Origin of the sequence: Cryobacterium sp. MLB-32 (assembly GCF_000738085.1) — a bacterium.
GTDB lineage: Bacteria > Actinomycetota > Actinomycetes > Actinomycetales > Microbacteriaceae > Cryobacterium.
In genome coordinates this window covers 1-23,668 of record NZ_JPRS01000002.1, presented here as the reverse complement: position 1 = coordinate 23,668, position 23,668 = coordinate 1, and the positions used below count along the sequence as shown (strand labels likewise).

Annotated in this window: 19 protein-coding genes and 1 pseudogene; 16 read left to right on the top strand and 4 right to left on the bottom strand. The window is 63.5% G+C overall.

Annotated features, from left to right (window positions below; translation table 11 throughout):
* Positions 1–27: 27 nt before the first annotated feature.
* Positions 28–842 (bottom strand): annotated as a pseudogene (locus JF66_RS00175) (ParA family protein).
* A 77-nt stretch (positions 843–919) separates the two neighbouring features.
* Here JF66_RS00175 and JF66_RS00170 point away from each other — a divergent pair.
* The 3 genes from JF66_RS00170 to def all read left to right on the top strand — a co-directional run bounded on the left by JF66_RS00170 (position 920) and on the right by def (position 6,248).
* Positions 920–4,324: a pyruvate carboxylase gene (locus JF66_RS00170; protein WP_035873721.1), complete on the top strand. Its 3,405-nt coding sequence runs from the start codon at positions 920–922 to the stop codon at positions 4,322–4,324.
* Between the two features lie 455 nt (positions 4,325–4,779).
* A complete protein-coding gene (locus JF66_RS00165; RefSeq protein WP_231556233.1) occupies positions 4,780–5,709 on the top strand; it encodes a MinD/ParA family protein in 930 nt (309 codons plus the stop codon).
* Between the two features lie 47 nt (positions 5,710–5,756).
* Complete coding sequence (gene def / locus JF66_RS00160; RefSeq protein ID WP_035873718.1) at positions 5,757–6,248, top strand: peptide deformylase; 492 nt, start codon at positions 5,757–5,759, stop codon at positions 6,246–6,248.
* 273 nt (positions 6,249–6,521) lie between these two features.
* Here the strand turns inward: def and JF66_RS00155 are convergent, their stop codons facing one another.
* A complete protein-coding gene (locus JF66_RS00155) occupies positions 6,522–8,354 on the bottom strand; it encodes a long-chain fatty acid--CoA ligase (RefSeq protein WP_035873715.1) in 1,833 nt (610 codons plus the stop codon).
* Positions 8,355–8,541: 187 nt separating this feature from the next.
* Here JF66_RS00155 and JF66_RS00150 point away from each other — a divergent pair, with 187 nt between their 5' ends.
* The 3 genes from JF66_RS00150 (at position 8,542) to JF66_RS00140 (ending at position 11,742) form a co-directional block, all read left to right on the top strand.
* Positions 8,542–9,489, top strand: coding sequence for an ROK family glucokinase (locus tag JF66_RS00150; protein ID WP_035873714.1), 948 nt, complete (start codon positions 8,542–8,544; stop codon positions 9,487–9,489).
* Between the two features lie 77 nt (positions 9,490–9,566).
* Positions 9,567–10,256, top strand: a complete 690-nt coding sequence (locus JF66_RS00145; RefSeq protein WP_035873711.1) for a 1-acyl-sn-glycerol-3-phosphate acyltransferase — start codon at positions 9,567–9,569, stop codon at positions 10,254–10,256.
* A 106-nt stretch (positions 10,257–10,362) separates the two neighbouring features.
* Complete coding sequence (locus tag JF66_RS00140) at positions 10,363–11,742, top strand: class II 3-deoxy-7-phosphoheptulonate synthase (RefSeq protein ID WP_051972921.1); 1,380 nt, start codon at positions 10,363–10,365, stop codon at positions 11,740–11,742.
* A 48-nt stretch (positions 11,743–11,790) separates the two neighbouring features.
* Here JF66_RS00140 and JF66_RS00135 read toward each other — a convergent pair whose 3' ends face one another.
* Positions 11,791–12,747 (bottom strand): proteasome assembly chaperone family protein, encoded by a 957-nt coding sequence (locus JF66_RS00135; protein ID WP_035873707.1) that lies wholly within the window; start codon positions 12,745–12,747, stop codon positions 11,791–11,793.
* Positions 12,748–12,828: 81 nt separating this feature from the next.
* On the opposite strand from JF66_RS00135, the gene JF66_RS00130 reads away from it, so the two are divergent.
* The 10 genes from JF66_RS00130 (at position 12,829) to lnt (ending at position 23,158) form a co-directional block, all read left to right on the top strand.
* The gene (locus JF66_RS00130; RefSeq protein ID WP_255351494.1) at positions 12,829–13,596 is read left to right on the top strand and encodes an HAD family phosphatase; all 768 of its coding nucleotides are present in this window, start codon (positions 12,829–12,831) and stop codon (positions 13,594–13,596) included.
* A 4-nt stretch (positions 13,597–13,600) separates the two neighbouring features.
* A complete protein-coding gene (locus JF66_RS00125) occupies positions 13,601–14,632 on the top strand; it encodes a tRNA (adenine-N1)-methyltransferase (RefSeq protein ID WP_035873705.1) in 1,032 nt (343 codons plus the stop codon).
* A gap of 203 nt (positions 14,633–14,835) precedes the next feature.
* Complete coding sequence (locus tag JF66_RS00120) at positions 14,836–15,669, top strand: FKBP-type peptidyl-prolyl cis-trans isomerase (RefSeq protein WP_051972920.1); 834 nt, start codon at positions 14,836–14,838, stop codon at positions 15,667–15,669.
* Between the two features lie 53 nt (positions 15,670–15,722).
* Positions 15,723–16,781, top strand: a complete 1,059-nt coding sequence (locus JF66_RS00115) for a YafY family protein (protein WP_051972919.1) — start codon at positions 15,723–15,725, stop codon at positions 16,779–16,781.
* Positions 16,778–17,755, top strand: a complete 978-nt coding sequence (locus JF66_RS00110) for a YafY family protein (protein WP_035873701.1) — start codon at positions 16,778–16,780, stop codon at positions 17,753–17,755. The genes JF66_RS00115 and JF66_RS00110 overlap by 4 nt, the downstream gene beginning before the upstream one ends.
* Positions 17,756–17,758: 3 nt before the next feature.
* Positions 17,759–18,112 carry a hypothetical protein gene (locus JF66_RS00105; RefSeq protein ID WP_035873700.1) on the top strand — a complete coding sequence of 118 codons (354 nt, stop codon included), beginning with the start codon at positions 17,759–17,761 and terminating at the stop codon, positions 18,110–18,112.
* On the top strand, positions 18,102–18,314 hold the full coding sequence (gene tatA, locus JF66_RS00100) for a twin-arginine translocase TatA/TatE family subunit (protein ID WP_035873698.1): 213 nt from the start codon (positions 18,102–18,104) through the stop codon (positions 18,312–18,314). The genes JF66_RS00105 and tatA overlap by 11 nt, the downstream gene beginning before the upstream one ends.
* 46 nt (positions 18,315–18,360) lie before the next feature.
* Positions 18,361–19,113, top strand: a complete 753-nt coding sequence (gene tatC, locus JF66_RS00095) for a twin-arginine translocase subunit TatC (RefSeq protein WP_035873697.1) — start codon at positions 18,361–18,363, stop codon at positions 19,111–19,113.
* Between the two features lie 7 nt (positions 19,114–19,120).
* On the top strand, positions 19,121–21,589 hold the full coding sequence (locus tag JF66_RS00090) for an RNA helicase (RefSeq protein ID WP_035873696.1): 2,469 nt from the start codon (positions 19,121–19,123) through the stop codon (positions 21,587–21,589).
* Positions 21,590–23,158: an apolipoprotein N-acyltransferase gene (lnt, locus tag JF66_RS00085; RefSeq protein WP_231556232.1), complete on the top strand. Its 1,569-nt coding sequence runs from the start codon at positions 21,590–21,592 to the stop codon at positions 23,156–23,158.
* A gap of 64 nt (positions 23,159–23,222) precedes the next feature.
* Here the strand turns inward: lnt and JF66_RS00080 are convergent, their stop codons facing one another.
* Positions 23,223–23,588: an RNA polymerase-binding protein RbpA gene (locus tag JF66_RS00080; RefSeq protein WP_035873693.1), complete on the bottom strand. Its 366-nt coding sequence runs from the start codon at positions 23,586–23,588 to the stop codon at positions 23,223–23,225.
* Positions 23,589–23,668: the final 80 nt, after the last annotated feature.

Here is a 23,668-nt window from a genome sequence, read left to right as displayed (position 1 = left end):
GTTACGCGTTTCTCGACGCACGCACGACTACCGACTCGCCGGCGTCTCCGCATACTCACCAATACGTGCCGTCCGCAAAACCCGCTCGAGCAACTGGTCGAAGTATCTCGCCATTTCCTGTGCGCTGTCGCCCGGCCAGATGTGCAGGGGCTTCGCGGCGCCCTGAGCCTGCTGCAGAGACGTGCGTTCGGGCAGCTGGGGGCTCAGCACGAGCGGACCGAACATGTCGCGCAGCTCCTTGATTCGAAACTGGTGCTCCAGCGACGCCGTACGTGCCTGTTCACGATGATGCCGAGGGGCTGCAGGCGCGGGCTGAGGCCGCGTCGGATTTCCTCGATCGCGCGCAGCGCCCGGTCGGCGGCTGCCACGGAAAACAGACCCGGCTCGGTGACGACAGCGACACGGTCGCTCGCGGCCCAGGCCGTGCGTGTCAGGGCGTTGAGGGAGGGGGCGCAATCGATGAGTACGAGGTCATAATCTTTCTCGACTGTCGAGAGGGCCTCTTCGAGCTTCCAGATCTCACGAATGCTCGGGTGCGGGCCGTCAAAGTTGATGGCCGAGGGGCTGCCGATCATGACGTCAATCGTGCCCTGTCGGCCGCGGGTCCACCCACTGGGGGCAATCGCGGCGCGAACGGTCTTCTCCTTGGGCGAGGCGAGGACATCCGCCACGTTCAGGTGACCGGCGACGTCAATGTCCATTCCCGTCGACACATCCGATTGCGGATCGAGATCAACCACCAGTGTTCGCACACCGCGGGCGAAGGCTGCAGAAGCAAGACCAAGGGTCACCGTGGTCTTACCTACACCTCCCTTGAGGGAGCTAACGCTGAGTACATGCACAAGTAGACACGTTACCTTCACTAGTCTGGGAGAACCTAACCGTTGGCTGTATGCCGGTATGCGTTCGAAAGGTCTGCATGTTTACGAAAATCCTTGTTGCCAACCGTGGTGAGATCGCAATCCGTGCCATGCGTGCGGCCGTTGAGCTCGGAGCGAAGACCGTCGCGGTGTTCCCTTTTGAGGATCGCAACTCCCTGCACCGCCTGAAAGCCGATGAGGCGTATCAGATCGGCGAGGTCGGCCACCCCGTGCGTGCGTATCTGGACGTGAGCGAGATCATTCGCGTGGCCCGGGAATGTGGCGCTGACGCCATTTACCCGGGATACGGTTTTCTTTCCGAGAACCCGGAACTGGCCGAGGCCGCTGCCGCGAACGGAATCACATTCATCGGCCCGGGCGCCGACGTACTGGAAATGGCCGGCAACAAGGTCACCGCCAAGAACCACGCCATTGCGGCAGGGGTCCCGGTCCTGAAATCGACACCGCCCTCGAAAGACGTCGAACTTCTGATCAGTCAGGCCGATGCAATCGGCTTCCCCATTTTTGCCAAAGCAGTCGCTGGCGGTGGCGGGCGTGGAATGCGACGCGTCGAGTCCAAGGCCGAGCTGCGGGGCTCCCTCGAGGAGGCCATGCGCGAGGCGAACAGCGCTTTCGGTGACCCGACGATGTTCCTGGAGGCGGCCGTGCTGCGGCCCCGCCACATCGAGGTGCAGATTCTTGCCGATCACACGGGTGAGACCGTGCACCTTTTTGAGCGCGACTGCTCGGTGCAGCGTCGCCACCAGAAGGTTGTCGAGATTGCCCCAGCGCCTAACCTGAGCGACGAGATCCGCGTCAAGCTGTATGCGGATGCCATCAAGTTCGCTCGGTCCATCGGCTACGTGAACGCCGGAACAGTGGAATTCCTGCTCGACACTGTCGGTGAGCGAGCCGGGCAGCACGTGTTCATCGAGATGAACCCGCGCATTCAGGTGGAGCACACTGTCACCGAGGAGGTGACGGATGTTGATCTCGTGCAGTCGCAGATTCGCATCGCCGCGGGGGAGACCCTCGAGCAACTCTCGCTCACCCAGGACAAGATCACTCTGCGCGGTGCCGCGTTGCAGTGCCGCATCACCACCGAAGACCCCTCGGCGGGTTTCCGCCCCGACACCGGCAAAATTACGACATACCGTTCGCCCGGAGGTGCCGGCATTCGTCTTGACGGCGGAACGATCAACCCCGGAACGCAGATCAGCCCTCACTTTGATTCGATGCTCGCCAAGCTCACCTGTCGTGGCCGCGACTACGCCTCCGCTGTTGTGCGGTCGAAGCGCGCGCTGGCAGAGTTCCGTATCCGCGGCGTCTCCACCAATATTTCGTTCCTGCAGGCAGTCCTTGACGACCCTGATTTCGCGGCGGGGGACCTGAGCACCTCGTTCATCGACGAACGGCCCGAACTGCTGCGCACCATGGCGTCGAAGGACCGTGGTACGAAGATCGTGAACTGGCTCGCCGATGTCACAGTGAACCAGCCCCATGGCGCTATGGTCACGTCGGTGAGCCCGACCGAGAAACTTCCCGTCCTGGACCTCAGCGTTCCTGCGCCGAATGGGTCTCGTCAGCAGTTGCAGTTGCTCGGGCCGGTGAAGTTCGCGGCTGCCCTGCGCGCACAGACCGCTCTGGCCGTGACCGACACGACCTTCCGGGACGCGCACCAGTCGCTGCTCGCGACTCGTGTGCGCACGAAAGACCTCGTGGCCGTCGCCCCCTATGTCGCACGGCTCACTCCCCAGCTGCTCTCCGTGGAGGCCTGGGGAGGTGCGACGTACGATGTCGCCCTCCGTTTCCTCGGTGAGGACCCGTGGGAACGTCTTGCATCCCTGCGGGCTGCGCTGCCGAACATCAACATTCAGATGCTGCTGCGCGGTCGTAACACGGTCGGATACACCCCCTATCCAACGGAGGTGACCGACGCTTTCGTGCGCGAAGCCGCCGATACCGGCGTGGACATCTTCCGCATCTTCGACGCGCTCAACGACGTCGCGCAGATGCGTCCGGCGATCGACGCGGTACTCAACACGGGTACCTCGGTGGCCGAGGTCGCCGTCTGCTATACCGGTGACCTGCTGAACCCGGCCGAAGACCTCTACACGCTCGATTATTACCTTCGCCTCGCGGACCAGATTGTGGAGTCGGGCGCGCACGTGCTCGCGATCAAGGACATGGCCGGACTGTTGCGTCCGGCCGCGGCCGAGAAGCTCGTCAGCGCATTTCGGGAGCGTTTCGACCTGCCGGTGCACGTGCACACGCACGACACCCCGGGTGGACAACTCGCGACGCTCCTGGCGGCCGCGCGCGCCGGTGCGGATGCCGTCGACGTTGCCAGTGCCCCGATGGCGGGCACGACGAGCCAGCCCTCCGCATCCTCTCTCGTGGCCGCCCTCGCCCACACTGAGCGCGATACCGGCATCGAGCTCAAGAGCGTGACGGACCTCGAGCCGTATTGGGAGGCCGTTCGCAACGTCTATCGTCCGTTCGAATCCGGCCTGTCGGCTCCTACCGGGCGCGTGTACACGCACGAGATACCGGGTGGCCAGCTGTCGAACCTGCGCACGCAGGCCGTCGCGCTGGGCCTCGCAGACCACTTTGAGCTGATCGAAGACATGTACGCGGCGGCCAATAACATTCTCGGCCGCGTGCCGAAGGTGACCCCCTCCTCGAAGGTTGTCGGCGACCTAGCCCTGTACCTCGCTGCGGTCAAGGCAGACCCTGCTGACTTTGAGCAGAACCCGGACAAGTACGACGTGCCTGACTCCGTGATCGGTTTCATGGCCGGTGAGCTGGGCGACCTCCCCGGTGGCTGGCCGGAACCCTTCCGAAGCAAGGTCCTCAAGGGACGCAACGTCAAGGTCGGGGTCACGGAGATCTCTGAAGCCGAGCGCACGGCCTTGAACATGGACAGTACGACCCGGCGAGCCATGCTTAACCAGCTGCTCTTTCCCGCGCCCACGCGACAGTTCGAGCAGATTCGCGAACTGTTCGGCGATCTGTCCGTCATCGACACCGTGGACTACCTCTACGGCCTCCAGCAGGGCCAGGAGCACGCGGTCGATATTGCCCAGGGCGTGCGACTCTACATTGGGCTCGAAGCAATCGGCGAGGCCGATGACAAGGGCATCCGCACCGTTATGACCATGCTCAACGGTCAGCTGCGTCCCGTGTTCGTTCGGGATCGCAGTATCACGGTCGACGCGCGGGTGGCCGAGAAAGCGGATGCCAACCAGCCCGGCCAGATCGCGGCTCCCTTCTCCGGCGTCGTGACCCTGCAGGTCGAAGATGGTGCGGAGGTCACCGCAGGCCAGAGCGTGGCGAGCATAGAGGCCATGAAGATGGAGGCGGCCATTACGTCCCCGATCGCCGGTTTCATTGAGCGTGTCGCTATTCCGAAGACTCAGCAGGTCGACGCCGGGGACCTCCTCGTCGTCGTGCGGCCGCGCTAGGCTTCAGTGCCGCAACCTACGAGGAATTGAGTGCAGTTTTGCCAGACAAGCATGATGATGTGGACGACACGGAACTTTCGGGTTCGTCTCAGAGCGACTCCGAGACGAACCAGTCGGAGTACCACAGCGAGTTGGCCCCCCACACGGTCCAGAACCTCGCGTCCGTGCTTCCTGAGGGTCTGAGCGAGGCCGTGGATGTCGTACCGACACCACGCCGGGCGCTCTCCTCGGACACGCGTGGTTCGTCGCGTCTGGCAACACACACCGTCGCAGTCGATACGACCGCGATAGCGCGGCCCGTTAGTGCGGCGGGGGCCGTTGCAAATGGGGCTGTGACTTTGCCGCGGACTCGCGCGGACGCACCGGGTGGCATTCGACGGGACAGGCCTCGGGGTGAACTCCCGGCAGGTGACGCGTCCGACAAATCATATGTGGGTCAGCCGGAGTCTGCCGCCATGCTCACGTCCGAGCGGCTCCTCGCTGTCAACCGCAAGACCCGCCGGCCACCGCGCGGTGCGTGGAATGAATTCGTCTACGCGGCGACACTGCATCTGGTCAATCTGGGAGACTCTGCAGCGGTGCGTGCCCGGTCCGACATGGACGAGCGCATCCGCAAGCACTTCGACGGGGGTACTCGTTTTGTTCCGATCCTCACGCGCAAAGGTGGCGTCGGCAAAACGACCGTGACGACCCTGCTGGGGATGGCACTCGCAGATTCTCGAGACGATCGGGTCATCGCCATCGATGCGAATCCCGACCGGGGAACCCTGTCAGAGCGAGTCAGTCAACAAACGAGCACAACCGTTCGTGATGCGGTCACGAAGGCGCCGTCCATCGGCAATTTCACCGACTTCTCTACGCTGGTTTCCCGGGACGAGACTCGGCTCGACATCCTCGCATCCGATACCGACCCGATGCTATCCGAGGCATTCGACGAAGACGACTACAACGTTGTCGCGGATCTGGCGGCGCGGTACTACTCGATCGCCCTGACCGACTGTGGAACCGGAATCGTCCACTCCGTGATGCGGGCGACCCTGCGACGCGCCGATTCCATCGTCATCGTGTCGGGTGGCAGCGTCGATGAGGCTCGGCTGGCTTCGGAAACTCTCACCTGGTTGGAAGCCAACGGATACGGCGATCTGGTCAAGAACGCCATTGTCGCCCTGAATACCGCCACTCAGGGCACGAACCTGGTAAGGCTGGAGGAAATCGAATCGCACTTCCGGTCTCGCGTGCGTGAGATCGTGCGCATTCCGTACGATCCGCAGCTGGCGGCGGGCAGCGTCGTGTCGTACGCCGACCTTCAGCCCATCACTCGTCTCGCGGCACGCACCCTCGCAGCCCTCGTGGTCGAAGGACTGCCGACCAAGCGACACGCCTGACCGTTCGTTTTTGTTCCATCACCGACATTACAAGTGGGAGTTCTCCTGTGCCCGAGCGCCAGATTCGTCTTTTCGGAGACCCGGTCCTCAAGACCGTCTCAGACCCGATCCTGGTCATCGACGACCGGGTACGCAGTCTCGTCCAGGACCTTGTGGACAGCGTTCGCCTTCCCGGCCGCGCAGGCGTCGCCGCGTCGCAGATCGGCGTCAACCTTCGCGCCTTCAGCTATCACGTGGACGGCGAGGTCGGCTACATCCTCAACCCGACCCTGGTTGAGCTCTCGGGAGAACCCGAATTGATCGAGGAGGGATGCCTGTCGGTTCCCGGTCTGTGGTACCCCACGGAACGGTTCCCGTACGCCAAAGCGGTCGGGATCAATCTCGAGGGTGAGACCGTGGAACTCTCCGGAACAGGTCTGATGGCTCAGGCCCTCCAGCATGAAACCGACCACCTGGAGGGCTTGCTCTATCTCGATCGGCTCACCAAGGAGAATCGGCGGGCCGCCATGAAGGAAGTCCGCGAGTCCGACTGGTTCTAGCGCTCCCCACCCACCCATCGAGGCGTGTCGCACCTCTCGCCGGTCGAGGTGCGAGACATCCCCCTCGTTGGTCGAGGCGCGAGGTACGAGCGATCGAGACCTCGCGAGACATTCCTCGGATGGCAGGCGCCGTCTGAGCATCGACTCGCGCGGTCTCGATCGCTCCTTCGTCGCGCCTCGACCAACGGAATTAGACGGGCGCCTCGACCAACGGAATTAGACGGGCGCCTCGACCAACGGAATTAGACGGGCGCCTCGACCAACGGCCACGCGCTAGTCGCGGATGGAGAACCCCTCCGTGACCGGAGCGCCGGCGTACAGGCGGTCGATCTCCTCAGCGAAGTCCTGCAGGATGATGTTGCGCTTGATGCTCATCTTCGGTGTCAGGTGCCCACTTTCCTCGGTGAGTTCAAGGGGCAGCACCACGAACTTACGGATGGACTCGGCGCGGCTCACGGTGTCGTTGGCGCGGTCGACGGCACGCTGGATCTCGGCGAGCACGACCGGATCGACGGCCGCCTCCTGAACGCTCATGCCTGCATCCGCGTTGTTGTTGTTGAGCCACACGGGAAGCATGTCAGGGTCCAGCGTGATGAGGGCGCCGATGAACGGCTTCTGGTCACCGACCACGATGACTTGGCCGATCAGGGGGTTCGAACGAATGGGGTCTTCGAGCGCGGCAGGCGCCACGTTCTTGCCACCGGCGGTCACGATGATTTCCTTTTTGCGGCCGGTGATGGTGAGGAATCCGTCGTCGTCGAATGCACCGATGTCGCCGGTCTTCAACCAACCGTCGTCGAAGGTGTCCGCGGTTGCCTGCGGGTTGTTCCAATACTCCGTGAAGACATTGACACCCTTGACCTGGATTTCACCGTCATCCATGACGCGCACGGAGACACCTGGAAGCGGCGGGCCGACGGTGCCGATCTTGGCGCGGGTAGCGAGGCTCACGGTCGCGGGCGCCGTCGTCTCCGTCAGGCCATAGCCCTCGAGGATGACGATTCCGAGGCTGTGAAAGAAATGCCCGAGATGCGCGCCGAGTGGTGCGGAACCCGAGACGGCGTACCGCACGTTGCCGCCCATGGCCGTGCGCAGCTTGCTGTAGACGAGGCGATCGAAGAGAGCAAACTTGATTTTCATCCCGAGGGGAATCTGTTCGCCGGCCTGAACAGCTTTGGAGTGTGCCACGGCGGTTGCCACGGCTGCCTTGAAGATCTTGCCCTTGCCTCCGGCTTCGGCCTTCTGGCCCGCGGAGTTGTACACCTTCTCAAAGACCCGAGGCACGGCCAACAGGAACGTGGGCTTGAAGCTGCCCAAGGACGGCAGGAGTTGCCGTGTGTCGGGCTGGTGCCCGACGCGGACGCCGGCGTGGACGCACAGAACAGCGATGAACCGCGCGAAAATATGCGCCGTCGTAATGAACAGCAGGGTGGATGCGCCATTCGGATCCGTGAGAACTTCTTTCAGGGCAACGGCAGCGTTGCGGCTGGTCTCGAGGAAATTGGCATGGGTAAGCACGCAACCCTTGGGCTTGCCGGTGGATCCCGATGTGTAGATCAGGGTCGCCATGTCTGCTCCGACCGCGAGATTGCGACGTCGCTCGATCTCCGCGTCGGGAACGGCGATCCCGCCGGCGATGATCTTGTCGAGATCCCCGAGATCAATTTGCCAGACCTGACCGATCGCCGGGAGGTCGGCGTGCACCTCGTCGAACCGGGCGAAGTGCTCCGCTGTTTCCAGGATCACCGTCGTCGCCCCGGAATCACTGAGGTTCCACTGCACCTGGCTGGGTGAGCTGGTGTCGTAAACGGGAACAAGTACGGCCCCGGCAAACCAGGTGGCGAAGTCGATGAGCGTCCACTCGTAGCGCGTCTTGCAGACCAGCCCGATCTTGTCGCCGGGCTCGATGCCGGCGGCGACCAAACCCTTTGCCAGCGCAACCACCTGGCCGTGGAACTCGGCGACGGTGACCGGAACCCATCCGCCTGAGCTCGGTAACGAGAACAAAACGAGGTCAGGGGTCGCCTCGAGGCGCTTCACGAGAAGATCGGTGACATTGGCCCCGGGGTCTGCGGGTACAACGGCTGGGACGTCAAATTGTTTCACGGTAGCTCCTTTGGTACCGGTTAGGGCGGGCAACCTCACAACCAGGAAATGACGGTGGTGATCTGGTGCTTCGCCCTACGGCAAGCTGGTTAACTACACTCTATGTGGTGTGGTGTTGCCCTGTCAGGTCGGCGCGCACGCCGTCCGTCACGCCCTGAACTCAGAGCCACTCACGAAAGGTGCTCCCGTGCACGCCATTGGAATCGATATCGGCGGCACGAAGATTGCCGGAGCACTCGTGGACGAGGAGGGTGTCATCGTCAGGTCTGAACGGCAGCCCACCAACGCCGGCGACCCCCGGGAAATTGAAGATGCCGTCGTTGCCATGATCGAAGCCCTGGGCGGCGGGGAGAAGGTTATCGGCGTCGGTGTCGCGGCCGCCGGATTCATCGACGCCGCGCAATCCACTGTTTATTACGCGCCGAACATCAACTGGCGCAACGAGCCATTTCGAGAGAAACTCGAGGCGCGGGTTGACCTGCCGATCATCATTGAAAACGACGCGAACGCCGCGGGCTGGGCGGAATTTCGATTCGGCGCCGGTCGCTCGTATTCCGACATGGTCACGCTGACAATCGGCACCGGGGTCGGCGGCGCGATCGTCGCCAACGGTTCCCTTTTCCGCGGGGGATTTGGCGCCGGTGCAGAGTTGGGGCACATGCGCGTCGTTCCCAACGGACTCACGTGTGGGTGCGGGTCCTATGGATGTCTTGAACAATACGGTTCTGGGCGTGCGCTGCTGCGCATTGCGAACGAAATCGCTGATGAAGGCGTGATCGGCAGAGGCCTCGCCGCGGCCCGGGAACGCAAGGGCAAGCTCACCGGCAAGGAGGTCGGCCGCCTCATTCAAGACGGTGATGGGGGAGCCCTGGCGGCACTCCGGCGGCTGGGAGGATCGTTGGGGCAAGCATGTGCGAGCTTGGGCGCGGTTCTTGACCCTCAGGTCTTTGTCTTCGGCGGAGGCGTGTCCATCGCTGGCGATCTTTTACTTGAGCCGATCCGCGCGGCGTACCTCGAACACCTGCCGGCGCGGGGTTATCATCCCGAAGCGGCCTTCGCTATTGCGCAGCTCGTCAACGATGCCGGGGTTGTCGGTGCCGCTGATCTTGCACGTATCGCGGCAGCCGGACACTAGCGGCGGCTTTCCGTTTCACTGGGGCACACGCCACGCGGTGGTGACGTAAGTTTTTTGAGTCGAATGGAGATCATGCAATGTTCTACTGGTTTATGAAGAACATTGTGGTGGGCCCCCTGTTGCTGGGCATCTTTCGCCCCTGGGTCGTGGGGCTGGAGAACATCCCGAAGGACGGCGGAGTTATCCTCGCGAGTAACCACCTGTCTTTCATCGATTCGATCTTTCTCCCCCTCGTGGTGTCGCGACGCGTGGTCTTTCTGGCGAAGAGCGAGTACTTCACCGGCACGGGCCTGAAAGGATGGGCGACTCGGCAGTTCTTCAAGGCCACCGGGCAGCTGCCGATTGACCGCTCCGGCGGCAAAGCGTCTGAAGATTCCCTCAACACGGGCCTGCGCGTTCTCGGCGCCGGGGGCGTGCTGGGAATCTATCCGGAAGGGACTCGCAGCCCCGACGCGCGGATGTACCGCGGTCGCACAGGTGTTGCTCGCATGGTGTTGGAATCTGGTGTGCCGGTAATCCCTGTTGCCATGATTGATACCGAAAAAGCGATGCCGACGGGAACGCGCATACCCAAGGTCCGTCGGATCGGAATCGTCATCGGCACGCCACTCGATTTCACCCGCTTCACGGGCATGGAAGGTGACCGATTCGTGCTGCGATCGGTCACAGATGAGCTCATGTACGAGCTCCAGCGATTGAGCACTCAAGAGTACGTCGACGTGTACGCCACGAGCGTGAAAGAAAAGCGCGCGAACCTTTCGCGATAGGCTGCGACTACCGCGTTTGCCCGCTGAGGGCCGCGTTCCCTTGCGGGCACCGCACCATTGAGGCGCACACGCGTGTGCGCCGTACACAGAAAACAGGAACTATCACGTGGTAGACCCCACCGAACCAGTCGTATTGGCCGATGCATCTGTAGTCGCCGGGCTGGATCACTGGCGCACGCTGCCTATCAAGCAGCAGCCGGCGTGGCCGGATGCCGACGTTGTCGCGGCCGCCTCAGCCGAATTGGCCACCCAGCCCCCGCTCGTCTTTGCCGGTGAGGTTGACATCCTGCGAGACCGCCTGGCCGAGGCCGCCAGTGGCCACGCGTTCCTGCTCCAGGGCGGGGACTGCGCCGAGACGTTCAGTGGCGCTACAGCCGACCAGATCCGCAATCGCGTCAAGACTGTTCTGCAGATGGCCGTTGTCCTGACGTACGGTGCGTCCATGCCGGTTATCAAGATGGGCCGCATGGCGGGCCAGTTTGCCAAGCCGCGCTCGAGCGACTTCGAGACGCGCGGGGACGTCACGTTGCCTGCCTACCGTGGCGACATTGTGAATGGCTACGACTTCACTCCTGAATCGCGTGAGGCCGACCCTGCCCGTCTCGTGAAGGGCTACCACACGGCGGCCTCGACGCTCAATCTCATTCGGGCGTTCACTCAGGGTGGATTTGCCGATCTGCGTCAGGTACACAGCTGGAACCAGGGCTTCGCTGCCAACCCGGCGAATCAGCGTTACGAGAAGCTCGCCCAGGAGATCGATCGTGCCATCAAGTTCATGATCGCCTGCGGTGCAGATTTTGAGGCCCTGAAGCGTACCGAGTTCTACACCAGCCACGAGGGCCTGCTCATGGATTACGAGCGCCCTATGACACGCATCGATTCCCGGACCGGCACGCCGTTCAACACGTCTGCACACTTCATCTGGATCGGGGAACGAACACGCGACCTCGACGGCGCGCACGTCGACTTCCTGTCTCGCGTGCGGAACCCGATCGGTGTCAAGCTCGGCCCGAGTACCTCGGCCGACGACATGCTGCGCCTCGTGGACAAACTCGACCCCAACCGCGAACCCGGACGCCTCACGTTCATCACCCGCATGGGCGCCGGTAAGATCCGGGATGCGCTGCCCCCTCTTCTCGAAGCGATCAAGGCGAGCGATGCAACGCCGTTGTGGGTCACCGATCCGATGCACGGCAACGGAGTGACCACGCCGACCGGATACAAGACTCGTCGCTTCGACGACGTCGTGGACGAGGTCAAGGGGTTCTTCGAGGCGCACCGCGCTGTCGGGACCCACCCGGGCGGGATCCACGTCGAACTGACGGGCGACGACGTGACCGAGTGTCTCGGCGGATCGGAGCACATCGACGAGGCCGCCCTCGCGACGCGCTACGAATCCTTGTGCGACCCACGTCTCAACCACATGCAGTCCCTCGAGCTGGCCTTCCTGGTGGCAGAAGAACTGGGGCAGGCCTCACGGGCGTAATCACCGCGTGCAGGTCCTGACCGACCCGAGAGTGGCGCGGGATCGGCTTTATTGGCGGGAGCCGTCGGGGCCGGATCTGCCGTCGGGGCCTGAACGGCCGTCACCGCGGCCGTCACGGCCATCTCCACGTTTGCGCAGGTACTTCTCGAACTCCTGCGCAATCGCCTCGCCACTGGCCTCCGGCGAGTCGACCGTGTCTCGCGCCTGCTCAAGCTGCGCGATGTAGGCGGCCATCTCGTCATCCTCCGCCGCCAGAGTGTCGATGCCGGTCTCCCATTCCGCCGCTTCGGTGACGAGGTTCCCGCGGGGGATGACCACATCGATGACTTCTTCGAGCTTGTCGATCAGGGCCAGCATGGCCTTCGGCGACGGCGCATTGTGCACGTAGTGGGGCACGGATGCCCAGATCGAGAGGGTGGGAATCCCGGCGTTTTCTGAGGCCTCCGAGAGAATGCTGAGGATCCCGACGGGGCCCTCATACGTGCTGCGCTCAATCTGCAGCTCCCCGCGCACGACCGCATTGTCGCTCGACACGAAGATGGAAATCGGACGAGTGTGTGGAACGTCTGCCAGCATGGCGCCGAGAAAAACCACTCCGGTCACGTCTGCGGCAAGAGCCGCGTCGAAAATCTCTGCCGCGAAGCTCTTCCAACTTCGTGACGGCTCGGTGCCGAGGAGAAGATAGATGTTGGCGGCATTGGTTCCGCTGACGCGCAGTTCGGCATCCTCCGCGAGGGGCACGCTGACGGCTCCCGGCGTGGTCGGCCCGTACATCGTCGCGCTCGGCCATTCGATGACGCGCCGGCCGTCCTCGTTGGTGGAAATCGTGGGCCGATTGAATTGGTAGTCAAAATATACTTCGGGGTCGACGGTCATGAGCTCTCGTACGTCGAGCAATTCTTTCAGCGCGCGAACGGCCCCTGTCGCGGCTTCCCCCGCGTCGTTCCATCCCTCAAACGCAACGACCAACAGTCGTCCGCCTAGAAACCCATTACCGTCTGTCACCGTGCAAAACCTCGATCTCGGAGTGCTCCGTTCGGCGCACCTTCAGTCAAGGATAGGCCGTGCCCCCTACACTTGGACTCCGTGAATGTGTTCCAGAAAGAATCCCCCCTGCCAGCCGCCGTTCTCTGGGACATGGACGGCACCCTCGTCGACACCGAGCCGTACTGGATGCGCGCGGAAACCGAGCTCGTCGCATCGTACGGCGGCGTGTGGACGCACGACGACTGCATGCTGCTCGTGGGATCCGGTCTCTGGAATTCGGCGAGCATACTTCAGGCGCGAGGCGTCGACATGGACGCCGACGCGATCGTGCAGTGGCTGACCGACCGCGTGCAGGAACAACTGGCCGAGCACGGGGTTCCGTGGCGTCCGGGCTCCCGCGAGCTGTTGGCCGAGCTCAAGGACGCGGGGATTCCGACCGCCCTTGTCACCATGTCGGTGAAGCGCATGGCGCGTCAGATCGTTGAACTCATAGATTTCCCGGCTTTTGACCTCATCGTCGCGGGCGACATGGTCGCCAACAGCAAACCGCACCCCGAACCGTACCTCACCGCGGCCGCCACCCTCGGGGTCGACCCGACGCACTGCATCGCGATTGAAGATTCCACCCCGGGGGTCGCCAGCGCCGTAGCGGCGGGAACGATCACGATAGCCGTTCCGCACCAGATCGATTTGCCGGAGAGTGCGGCTTATACGCGCTGGTCCACTCTCGACGGACGCACGATCGACCACGTGACGGCGCTCTACCGCGAACGGTTGGCCCACGTGGAGCTCGAACTCCTCCCCGATTTTCTTCCCGACCCGGCACAGCCTTCCGTCGTCGGGCCCATCACCACGAGAATGCAGTAGTCACATGAGCAATACCGGCACCAGTTCCGTCAACCAGAGCCAGGTCCCGCAGAACAGCGGCCCGTTCCGACCGGGCGACCGCGTGCAACTCACGGGGCCCAAGGGTCGGATGAACACCATCGCCCTGATCCCGGGTCAGGGGTTTCACACGCACCGCGGGATCCTGGCGCACGATGACATCATCGGGCAGCCCGATGGGTCGGTCGTGACCAACAACGTCGGCGTGGAGCACCTGGCCCTGCGGCCGCTGTTGAGTGATTTCGTCATGTCGATGCCGCGCGGCGCGGCCATCATCTACCCGAAGGACGCCGCACAGATCCTGGCCCAGGCGGACATCTTTCCCGGGGCGACCGTCGTCGAGGCCGGTGTCGGATCCGGCGCGCTGTCGCTCTGGCTGCTGCGCGCCATCGGGTCCAGCGGACGCCTGGCGTCCTTCGAGCGCCGCGAAGAGTTCGCCGACGTCGCGCGGGACAACGTGGCGACGTTCCTCGGTTCCGACCCGGACAACTGGAGCATCACGCTCGGCGATCTCGCGGAGACTCTTCCTGATGTCATGCCGGCGCACAGCGTCGACCGTGTCGTCCTCGACATGCTCGCCCCCTGGGAATGCCTCGGCGTCGTCTCCGATGCGCTCAAGCCCGGGGGAGTCGTGCTCTGCTACGTCGCGACCGTGACCCAACTCTCGCGCGTGGCCGAGGCCATCCGCGGAACGGGCCTCTACACGAACCCGGATTCCAACGAGACAATGATCCGAGGATGGCATGTGGAGGGTCTCGCTGTTCGTCCCGACCACCGAATGATCGGGCACACCGGATTCCTCATCACCGCCCGTCGTTTGGCCCCGGACACGATTCTGCCCGAGCTGAAGCGTCGCCCATCGAAGACTGACTTCGAGGACGCGGATGTCGAGGCGTGGACCCCGGGCGCGCTCGGAGAACGAAACGTCAGCTCGAAGAGCATGCGCAAGCGCGCCAGAGCTGCGAGCACGAGTGCGGGCCTCTCCAAAGCGCGCGACCTTGAGCCCCCGGTAGAATAACCTTCTGCCCGCCGACCCGGCATTTCCCTGCCGCCCGAGGGCGGCACCCCCAACTGAGAAAGAGGACTTGTGCGCAAAGCATCCGCGCTGATTCTGACCGCAGGACTCGTCGTAGCGTCATTGACGGCCTGCAGCACTCCGGCTCCAACGCCGCCGATTGCACGCCGCCCCTGCAAGCGGGCCCCGCGTCGGAACTCGTCTCCGTGACCGGGGATTTCGGTGCCACACCGGCAGTGGACTTTCCGACTCCGCTGAAGACCGAGACGTCGCAGCTGGCCGAGATTATTCCTGGCACCGGTCAGCCGGTCGTCAAGGGCCAAAAAGTAAAGGTCGATCTCAGCGTCTACAACGGGACGACCGGAGAAACCCTCCAGGAATCGGCGTACGACGGATCGACGCAGTCGGGCATCGTCATCAGCGATCAGACCATCGCGGGACTGTCGAATGCCCTCGAATGCGCCCAGGTGGGCTCGCGTCTTGCCGTTGTCGTCTCGCCCGATGACGCCTTCGGCCCCCAGGGCGGCAGTGCCGACCTGGGGATCGCGGCGACCGATACGATCGTGTTCGTCATCGACGTCGTCAAGTCCTATCTCACCCGCGCCAACGGCGCCGCGCAGCCCGCCGAGAACGGACTGCCCGCCGTCGTCCTGGCCGAGGATGGCACGCCCGGGATCACCGTTCCCTCGGCCACTCCGCCAACCGAGCTGCAGGTCGGTGTCCTCAAAAAGGGAACCGGAGCAACGGTGAAAGAGGGCGAGCCCGTTACGGTCGCGTACTCCGGTGTGGTGTGGGGCGAAAAGACGGCGTTTGATTCGACGTGGACCACGGGAGTACCGGCAGAATTCCTGGCGGCCGACGGCTCGAAGACGCAGGGCGGAGTTATCCCCGGCTTTGCGGAGGCCCTGATCGGCCAGACGGTCGGGTCCCAGATCGTTGCCGTCATTCCTCCCGACCAGGCCTACGGTGATCAGGTCTCCGGTCCGATTCCCGCCAACTCCACTCTGGTGTTCGTCGTCGACATTCTCGGCGTGAACTGAGCCGGAGTCACCTGAATCACGAGGGGCGGCACGTGCGCGATAGAATCGCACACGTGCCGCCCCTTTCTGATGATTCCCTCGCCGAACCCGCACCAGAATCGAATTCAGTGCCCCGCGCTGTGACCGTTGAGGAGCGACTCTTCAGCCTCGTGCTGGCGCTGGTCGCCACGGAGATCGGGCTGACGAAGGGGGAGATCCTCGCCACGGTACAGGGATATCGCCAGCGCTACTCCGCGAGCGGAAACAACGCCAGCCTGGAGCGACAGTTCGAACGGGACAAGGACGATATTCGGGAACTCGGCATACCCCTCGACGTGATCGAGCCTCCCGACGACCCCGGCAGCAACCACAACCTTCGATACCGCATCCCGAAGGGCCTCTATGACCTTCCCGCCGATGTTGTTTTTTCTCCCGACGACATCATGTTGCTGAAACTGGCGGCAACGGTCTGGCGCGAAGGCTCTCTCTCTGCTGATTCTCGGCGCGCGCTCACCAAACTCAACTCCCTCGGCATCGACTCCCGTGATCCGGTCCTGGGCTATGCCCCGCTGCTCCGGTCTCGCGAGGCATCCTTCGAGCCCCTGAACAAGGCCATGGACCGCGGGCTGGTCGTGTCGTTTGCCTACCTGAAACCGGGGGAGACGGAATCCCATCGCCGTCGGGTCGCGCCGCGGGCGATCGTTCTGCACGAAGGTCGCTGGCACCTCTTCGCCACCGATCAAGCCGCGGCCGCGCCGCGAACCTTTCTGCTCTCCCGCATCGTTGGGCCGGTTGTGACCGTCCCGAATGCCACGTTTGAGCGAGATGCCGTGGACGCAGCCCAGGACGCACTCGACGGGCTGGCTCAGCTGTGGATGAGGCAGGTCGCGGTCATTTCCGTCGTACGCGGCAGCGACGCGGAGGTGCGGCTGGGCAAGCGAAGCGCGCCGGAGACGGCTCTGGAGTCGGACGCCGGAACGGCGGTGAGCCTTCACTACACCGATCTCAACATTCTGGCCGATGAACTGGCCGGGTTCGGCCCGGAGGTCTTCGTCGTGTCGCCGTCTGCCCTGCGCACGGCAGTCCGAGAGCGGCTCACCGTGGTTCACAACGCTCACGCGGATAACTCGTGAGCGCCAGGACCCCGCGACTTGCCGCGGACAAACTCACTTTTCTCCTCGCGCTCGTGCCGTACCTGATCGACCACGACAACGTGGCCGTCACGGACGTCGCGACGAGATTCGGTGTCAACGCCGAAGAGGTGCGGTCTGCCGTGCGGCTGATCGCCGTCTCGGGTATTCCCGGTGAAACGAGGCAATACCTGCACGGAGACCTGTTCGACATTCACTGGGACGAGTTCGAAGAGAACGACCGCATCGTGCTGACCCATCAGGTCGCCATTGACGATTCGCCGCGGTTTTCAGCGCGGGAGGCGGCTGCGTTGATCGCGGGGCTCCAGTACCTGTCGGCGTTGCCCGAGAATGCCGATCGTGACGGGATCGCATCGCTCATGGCGAAACTCACCCGGGGAGCCTCGGCTGCGCCGAGCCAACTTCGCGTGTCGAGCACGGAATCCTCCGCCACGATCAGTGTGATCCAGGCCGCGGTGCAGGCAAACGTGCAGATCGAATTCGACTATCTGAACTCCCGTGGCGATCGGGTGAGCCGACGGGTCGACCCGCTGCGCATCGAATCGGTGGATAGCGATTGGTACCTGCGCGGCTGGTGCCACCTCCGCACGGCCGTGCGAACGTTCCGCCTGGATCGCATCAGCGAACTCACCGTCACGTCGGAACCCGCAGGGGCGCGCAACGGCGATGTGCCGCTGCCCGACACGCTCTTCGAGCCGTCCCTCGATGATCGTGAGGTTGTGCTGGAACTGCCGGAATCTGCGCTCACGCTGATCGCGGACTACCGGCCAGAGCAGGTTCACGCTGCCGGCTCGGCGGACCGCGTGCGTGCGACCCTTCGCGTGGCGCACTACCACGCCCTCAAGCGACTGGTCGCGGGCCTCGCAGGGGTCGTGACAGTTGTCTCGCCGCCTGAGGCGCGTCGCGTCGTCGCCGAGTGGGCGGCGGCCGGCGCGGCGCCGTACGACGAGGACTGATCCATGGCGTGGTGGTCATGGTTCATCGTCTGGGGGGTGATGCTCGCTGTGCTGCTCGGCACGGTTGGGGGCCTGGGTCTCGTGCTCTTCCGCAAGGCTATGCGCACCATGGACGCGTTGGACGAACTCGCTGCTCAACTCGCGGCAGTCGGCTCCGTTACCGGGCAGACGGACGCGACGCAACCGGCGTTCCGGCCCGCGGTCTTCCACGACCAGGCAGCGCTGAAATTTGCCGTGGAGCTGCGAGCAAGCGAGCGCAGACACCGCCGGCAGGTGCGTCGCGATGAATTGATCACCCAAGGTAAACTGTTGTCACACGCACAAATGATTCAGAGGACAAAACCTCATGCTCGGTAATGCATTCAGCGGATGGCACCTGGTGATCATCCTCTTCATCGTTCTGCTCCTTTTTGGCGCACCCAAGCTTCCGGGTCTTGCGCGCAGCCTCGGCCAGTCGATGAAGATCTTCAAGACCGAAATCAAGGGCGACAAGGGCGACGAACCCAGCGACGAAACGCCCAAGACTGACGGTCCGGTCGATCCAGCGGCCAAGTCCTAACAAAGTGGCGGTTCGGAGCCGCCGGGGTGCGGCGACAGAGGGAAAGATGTCGCTCGGTCAACACCTGATCGAGCTGCGTAAGCGTCTCTTTCTGGCAGCAGCCGGCATCCTGGTCGGTGCCGTTATCGGCTGGTTTCAGGCCGATTTTGTGCTGGATCAACTGCGTGCACCGATCACGCAGATCATGGAGGCGCAGTCGCGAAACGCGCAGATCAATTACCCGGATATGACGTCGGCGTTCGATCTCAAGCTGAAGATCGCGTTCTACGTCGGGCTCATCATCTCGAGTCCGGTTTGGCTGTACCAGATCTTTGCTTTTTTGGTGCCGGGGCTGACCCGCAAAGAAAAGGCCTACACGTTCGGATTTTTCTTCTCGGCCATTCCTCTTTTCCTGGCCGGCTGTGCCGCGGGATGGTTTGTGCTGCCCCACGTGGTCGAACTCCTGACGAGTTTTGCGCCGGCCCAGGACGCTGCTCTGATTAACGCGCAAAGCTATTTTGACTTCGTGCTCAAGCTCGTTTTGGCGATCGGCATCGCGTTCGTGCTTCCCGTCTTCATCGTGCTGTTGAACTTCACCGGGGTGGTCAGCGCACAATCGATCATCAAGTCCTGGCGCATAGCCATTCTCGTCATTGTTCTGTTCACCGCCATCGCCACCCCGGCCGCCGACGTCGTCTCGATGTTCATGCTGGCCATTCCCATGGTGGTGCTTTACTTCGCCGCCTATGGAGTCGCCTGGCTGCATGACCGCCGCGCCGCCAAACGAGCTCGTTCCCTCGAACAGGAACTGGCGCTTTAGGATCCCCGTGACCCACACCCAATCCCCGGCCGAGCGCTACGCGGCGTCACGCAAGCGCGTGTCCCAACCCGTGCTTCAGGCATTCCGCACCGCTCAACGCTTCGACCTGGATCCCTTCCAGATCGAAGCCTGCGCCTCCATCGAGGCCGGAAACAGCGTGCTCGTCGCGGCCCCCACCGGAGCCGGCAAGACCATCGTCGCCGAGTTCGCCATTTTCCTGGCGATGCAGGACCCCACAAAGAAGGTCTTCTACACGGCGCCGATGAAGGCGCTGAGCAATCAGAAGTTTCAGGAGTTCGTCGCTGAATACGGAGCCGAACAGGTCGGGCTTCTCACGGGAGACACCAACGTGAACGCCCAGGCCCGCATCGTCGTCATGACGACGGAGGTGCTGCGAAACATGCTCTACGCCGACTCCGGTCTGCTCAAGAACCTCGCTTTCGTCGTCATGGACGAGGTGCACTACTTGGCCGACCGATTCCGCGGCGCCGTCTGGGAAGAGGTGATCATCCACCTGCCGCAGTCCGTGCGCATGGTGTCGCTGAGCGCCACGGTGTCCAACGCCGAAGAATTCGGAGATTGGCTTCAGGCCGTGCGCGGGGAGACGGATGTGATCGTTTCCGAGGAACGCCCGGTTCCCCTGGAACAGCACGTTCTGGTCAAGAGCAACATGCTCGATCTCTTCGACGCCGCCGGGCTGGCCGGAACCCACCGGGTCAACCCGGAACTCGTGCGTCTCTCCCACGCCGGATCTCGTTCGACCGGGCGGGGCGGCGGGCGCAGCGGTGAAGACCGGCGGTCCGACTATCGCGGACGCAACCAGCAGCGTCCCGCATTCGTGCCGACGCGGACCGATGCCGGCCGCATGGACCGCGCCGAAATCGTGCGCATGCTCGAGGGCAAGCACCTGTTGCCGGCCATCTTCTTCATTTTCAGCAGGGTCGGCTGCGACCAGGCGGTGCGCCAGGTGTTGCGCGCGGGCGTGCGACTCACGACGGAGCACGAACGCGACGAGATCCGCAGCATCGTCGACGAGCGGTGCCGAACCCTGCTCGACGAAGACCTCGGCGTGCTCGGATACTTCGAATGGCTCGACGGCCTCGAACGCGGGGTGGCTGCTCACCACGCCGGCCTTCTTCCCGCGTTCAAGGAGGTCGTCGAAGAACTCTTCCAAAAGAAGCTCGTGAAGGCCGTCTTCGCTACCGAGACCCTCGCCCTGGGCATTAATATGCCTGCGCGCACGGTCGTTCTGGATAAGTTGGAGAAATTCAACGGCGAGGCGCGTGTTCCGATCACGCCGGGGGAGTACACCCAGCTCACCGGTCGCGCCGGTCGGCGGGGGATCGACACCCTGGGGCACTCGGTGATCCAATGGCAGCAGGGACTCGATCCGCAAGCGGTCGCCTCACTCGCTTCGCGGCGAACGTATCCGCTCAATTCGAGTTTTAAGCCCACGTACAACATGGCCGTCAATCTCATAGACCAGTTCGGTCGCGAGCGCACGCGCGCCGTGCTGGAATCGTCATTCGCCCAGTTCCAGGCGGACAGATCCGTCGTCGACCTGGCCCGCACGGTGCGCCAGCAGGAGGTATCCCTGGCGGGTTTTCAGGAATCTATGACCTGCCACCTCGGCGACTTCGCCGAGTACACCACCATCCGCCGCCGACTCACGGACCGCGAGCGCGAGGCATCCAAGAGCGACAATTCCCTCCGCGGGGAGCGGGACAACCGCCAGCGTGAGATCGCGCACTTGCGCAAGACGATGCGTTCGCACGCGTGCCATCACTGCCCCGAGCGGGAGCAACACGCACGCTGGGCCGAACGCTGGTGGAACCTGTCGCAGCAGACGGATGTGCTCAGTCGCCAGATCAGCACGCGCACGGGTGCCATCGCCCGTGTCTTCGACCGCGTCACGGACGTTCTGCTCGGCTACGGATACCTCTCCGAGAATGAAAGCGGACAGGTGCAGCTCAGCGAGAGTGGGCGCATGCTGCGCAGGATCTACGCGGAGCGAGATCTGCTCGTCGCGGAGTCCCTGCGCCGCGGCCTCTGGAACGATCTCGATGCCGCAAGCCTCGCCGCCATGGCCTGCGCTCTCGTCTTCGAACCTCGCCGCGAAGAGGGACTGCTCGATGCCCGGTACCTGCCTCGGGGTGCGTTCCGACCCGCCTTCGACGAGACCACGGACCTGTGGAGTCGCATCGACGACCTGGAGCGCGACAACCGGCTGCCGGGAAGCAAGCCGCTGTCGGTGGGCCTGAGCCTGGCCATGTGGAAGTGGGCCCGCGGCGCGAGCCTCGGCGACGTTCTGCTCGAGGCCGAGATGGCCGCGGGAGATTTCGTGCGCTGGACCAAGCAGACCATCGACCTGCTGGACCAACTGTCGGTTGTCGCCGACGGACAGGTTGGCCGCACGGCCCGCCAGGCCATGGATTCCGTTCGCCGGGGCATCGTCGCCTACTCCTCGGTGTCCTGAATGCCCGCGATGACGGCGCCGGGCGAGCGTAGGCTCGTGCTTCCGGTGTGGGCCGCGCTTCTGCTCGCGGGACTTGCCGGTGCCGTGCTCGACGCAGGATTTCCCGACCGGGACTGGTGGGTGCTGGCCCCGGTGGGTGTCGCGCTCATGCTCGTGGCGCTGCTCGGCCGCGGTCCGTGGACGGGACTGCTCGTGGGGCTCGTGGCCGGACTGTCCTTCTGGTTGATTCACATCTCCTGGATCACCCTCTACCTCGGTCCGGTGCCCTGGATCGCGCTCGGCGGATTGCAGAGCATCTTCTTCGCCGTTGGACTATCCCTCACCGCTGTGGTGCTGCGCACCGGCCCGCGCCTCTGGCCCACCCGCGTGTCGCGGCTCGGCCTGATTCCTGTGGTCGTGGCGGGGCTCTGGACAGCCCGTGAGGCCATTTCGGCCGTCTGGCCCTATGGCGGGTTCGCCTGGGGTCGGGTGGCCCTGTCTCAGTCTGAGGGCCCGTTCAGTTACTTGGTGGCGTGGGTCGGTATGTCCGGCCTGAGTTTTCTGATCGTCTGGCTGAGCGCCCTCGGGGTGCAGCTTCTGCGGGAGCCCGATCTCAGGCTCCTGTCGCGAGCGACGATCGCGGTCGCTTCCGTCGCCGTACTCCTTGTCGTTCCCGCGTTCACGATCGTACAGAGCGGAACCACCAGGCTGGCGGCCGTGCAGGGTGCGTCCGATGCCGGACTGAATGCCGTCTACACTCCGGGGCAAATTCTGGGTGACCAGACCTCCGCCACCCTGCCGCTGATCTCGCAGAACCAGCAGGACCCGGTGGACTTCGTTGTGTGGCCGGAAAACGCGAGTGACATCAACCCGCTGAGTTACCCGGAAGCGGCAAAGGTGCTCGACTACATCAGCAGGGAGATGAGCGCCCCACTCCTCGTCGGCACCATCACGTTGCAGGATGGAACGTATTACAACAGTTCCTTGCTGTGGAAAGCGGGGGAGGGGGCGGTGGATATCTATGACAAGGTGCACCCCGTGCCTTTTGCGGAGTACATGCCCAATCGTTCATTTTGGCGCCCGTTCGCTCCTGATCTGATCGACATGATCGGCCGGGACTACGGTATCGGCACCCGTGACAACATCTTCGACATCAACGGGGTGATCGCCGGCATCGCGATCTGTTTCGATATCGCCGACGACCAGCTCATTCACAACATGATCGACGATAAGGCCGAAATCATCCTCGGTCAGACCAACAACGCCGATTTCGGCCACACCGACGAGAGCGTGCAGCAGCTCGCAATTGCGCGCCTGCGCGCAATTGAAGCCGGTCGTACCGTCGTCAATATCTCCACCGTGGGTACGAGCGCCATCATCACGGCTGACGGCAGAACAGTAGACAGCTTGCCGACCTGGGTGCCGGGGGCGATGGTGCAGACCGTGCCACTGAGCTCGACTATCACCCCCGCCATGGCTTATGGACGCGAAATCGAATGGCTGGTTGCGGGCCTTGGACTGGCTGGATTCGCGTTGTGCATCGGCAGTGGCCGCGGAAAACGGTACAGCAAAAGACGGTTTCGGAGCTAGACCGAAACCGTCTCTTGGGAGATCAGCCTTTTCAGCCGGTCATGCCCGGCGGGTGAACGCTGGGTTAGGCTCCGATCTTCTGCTGTCCACGTCGCTCACGCAGAACGGTCAAACGCTCCTGCAGGAGGTCCTCCAGTTCCGCACGGGTGCGTCGTTCCAGCAACATGTCCCAGTGGCTCCGAGCGATTTTCTCGCCGGAGTGATCGACGATTACCGGAGTCGAATCGACGAGGCGTGTGGCCACTCGGGAGCAATACTTGCATTCCCACTCGTCGGGTGCCTCGGCGTCGGCGGAAAAAATCATGACCGTTTCCTTCGAGCAGGTCGCACACCGGTAGGTGTGGCTTACTCGTGCGGAAAAGGTAACGCCCTCTTCACTCTGAAGGCTCTGTGCGCCCAATCTCATGCCACGCAAACTGCGGTCAGCCATTGTGTGGTCTCCTCTCGCGATGCAATCACATTTATCGCGATGCATACCCAGTTGTAAACCATTAAGCTGTGTGTTACCTT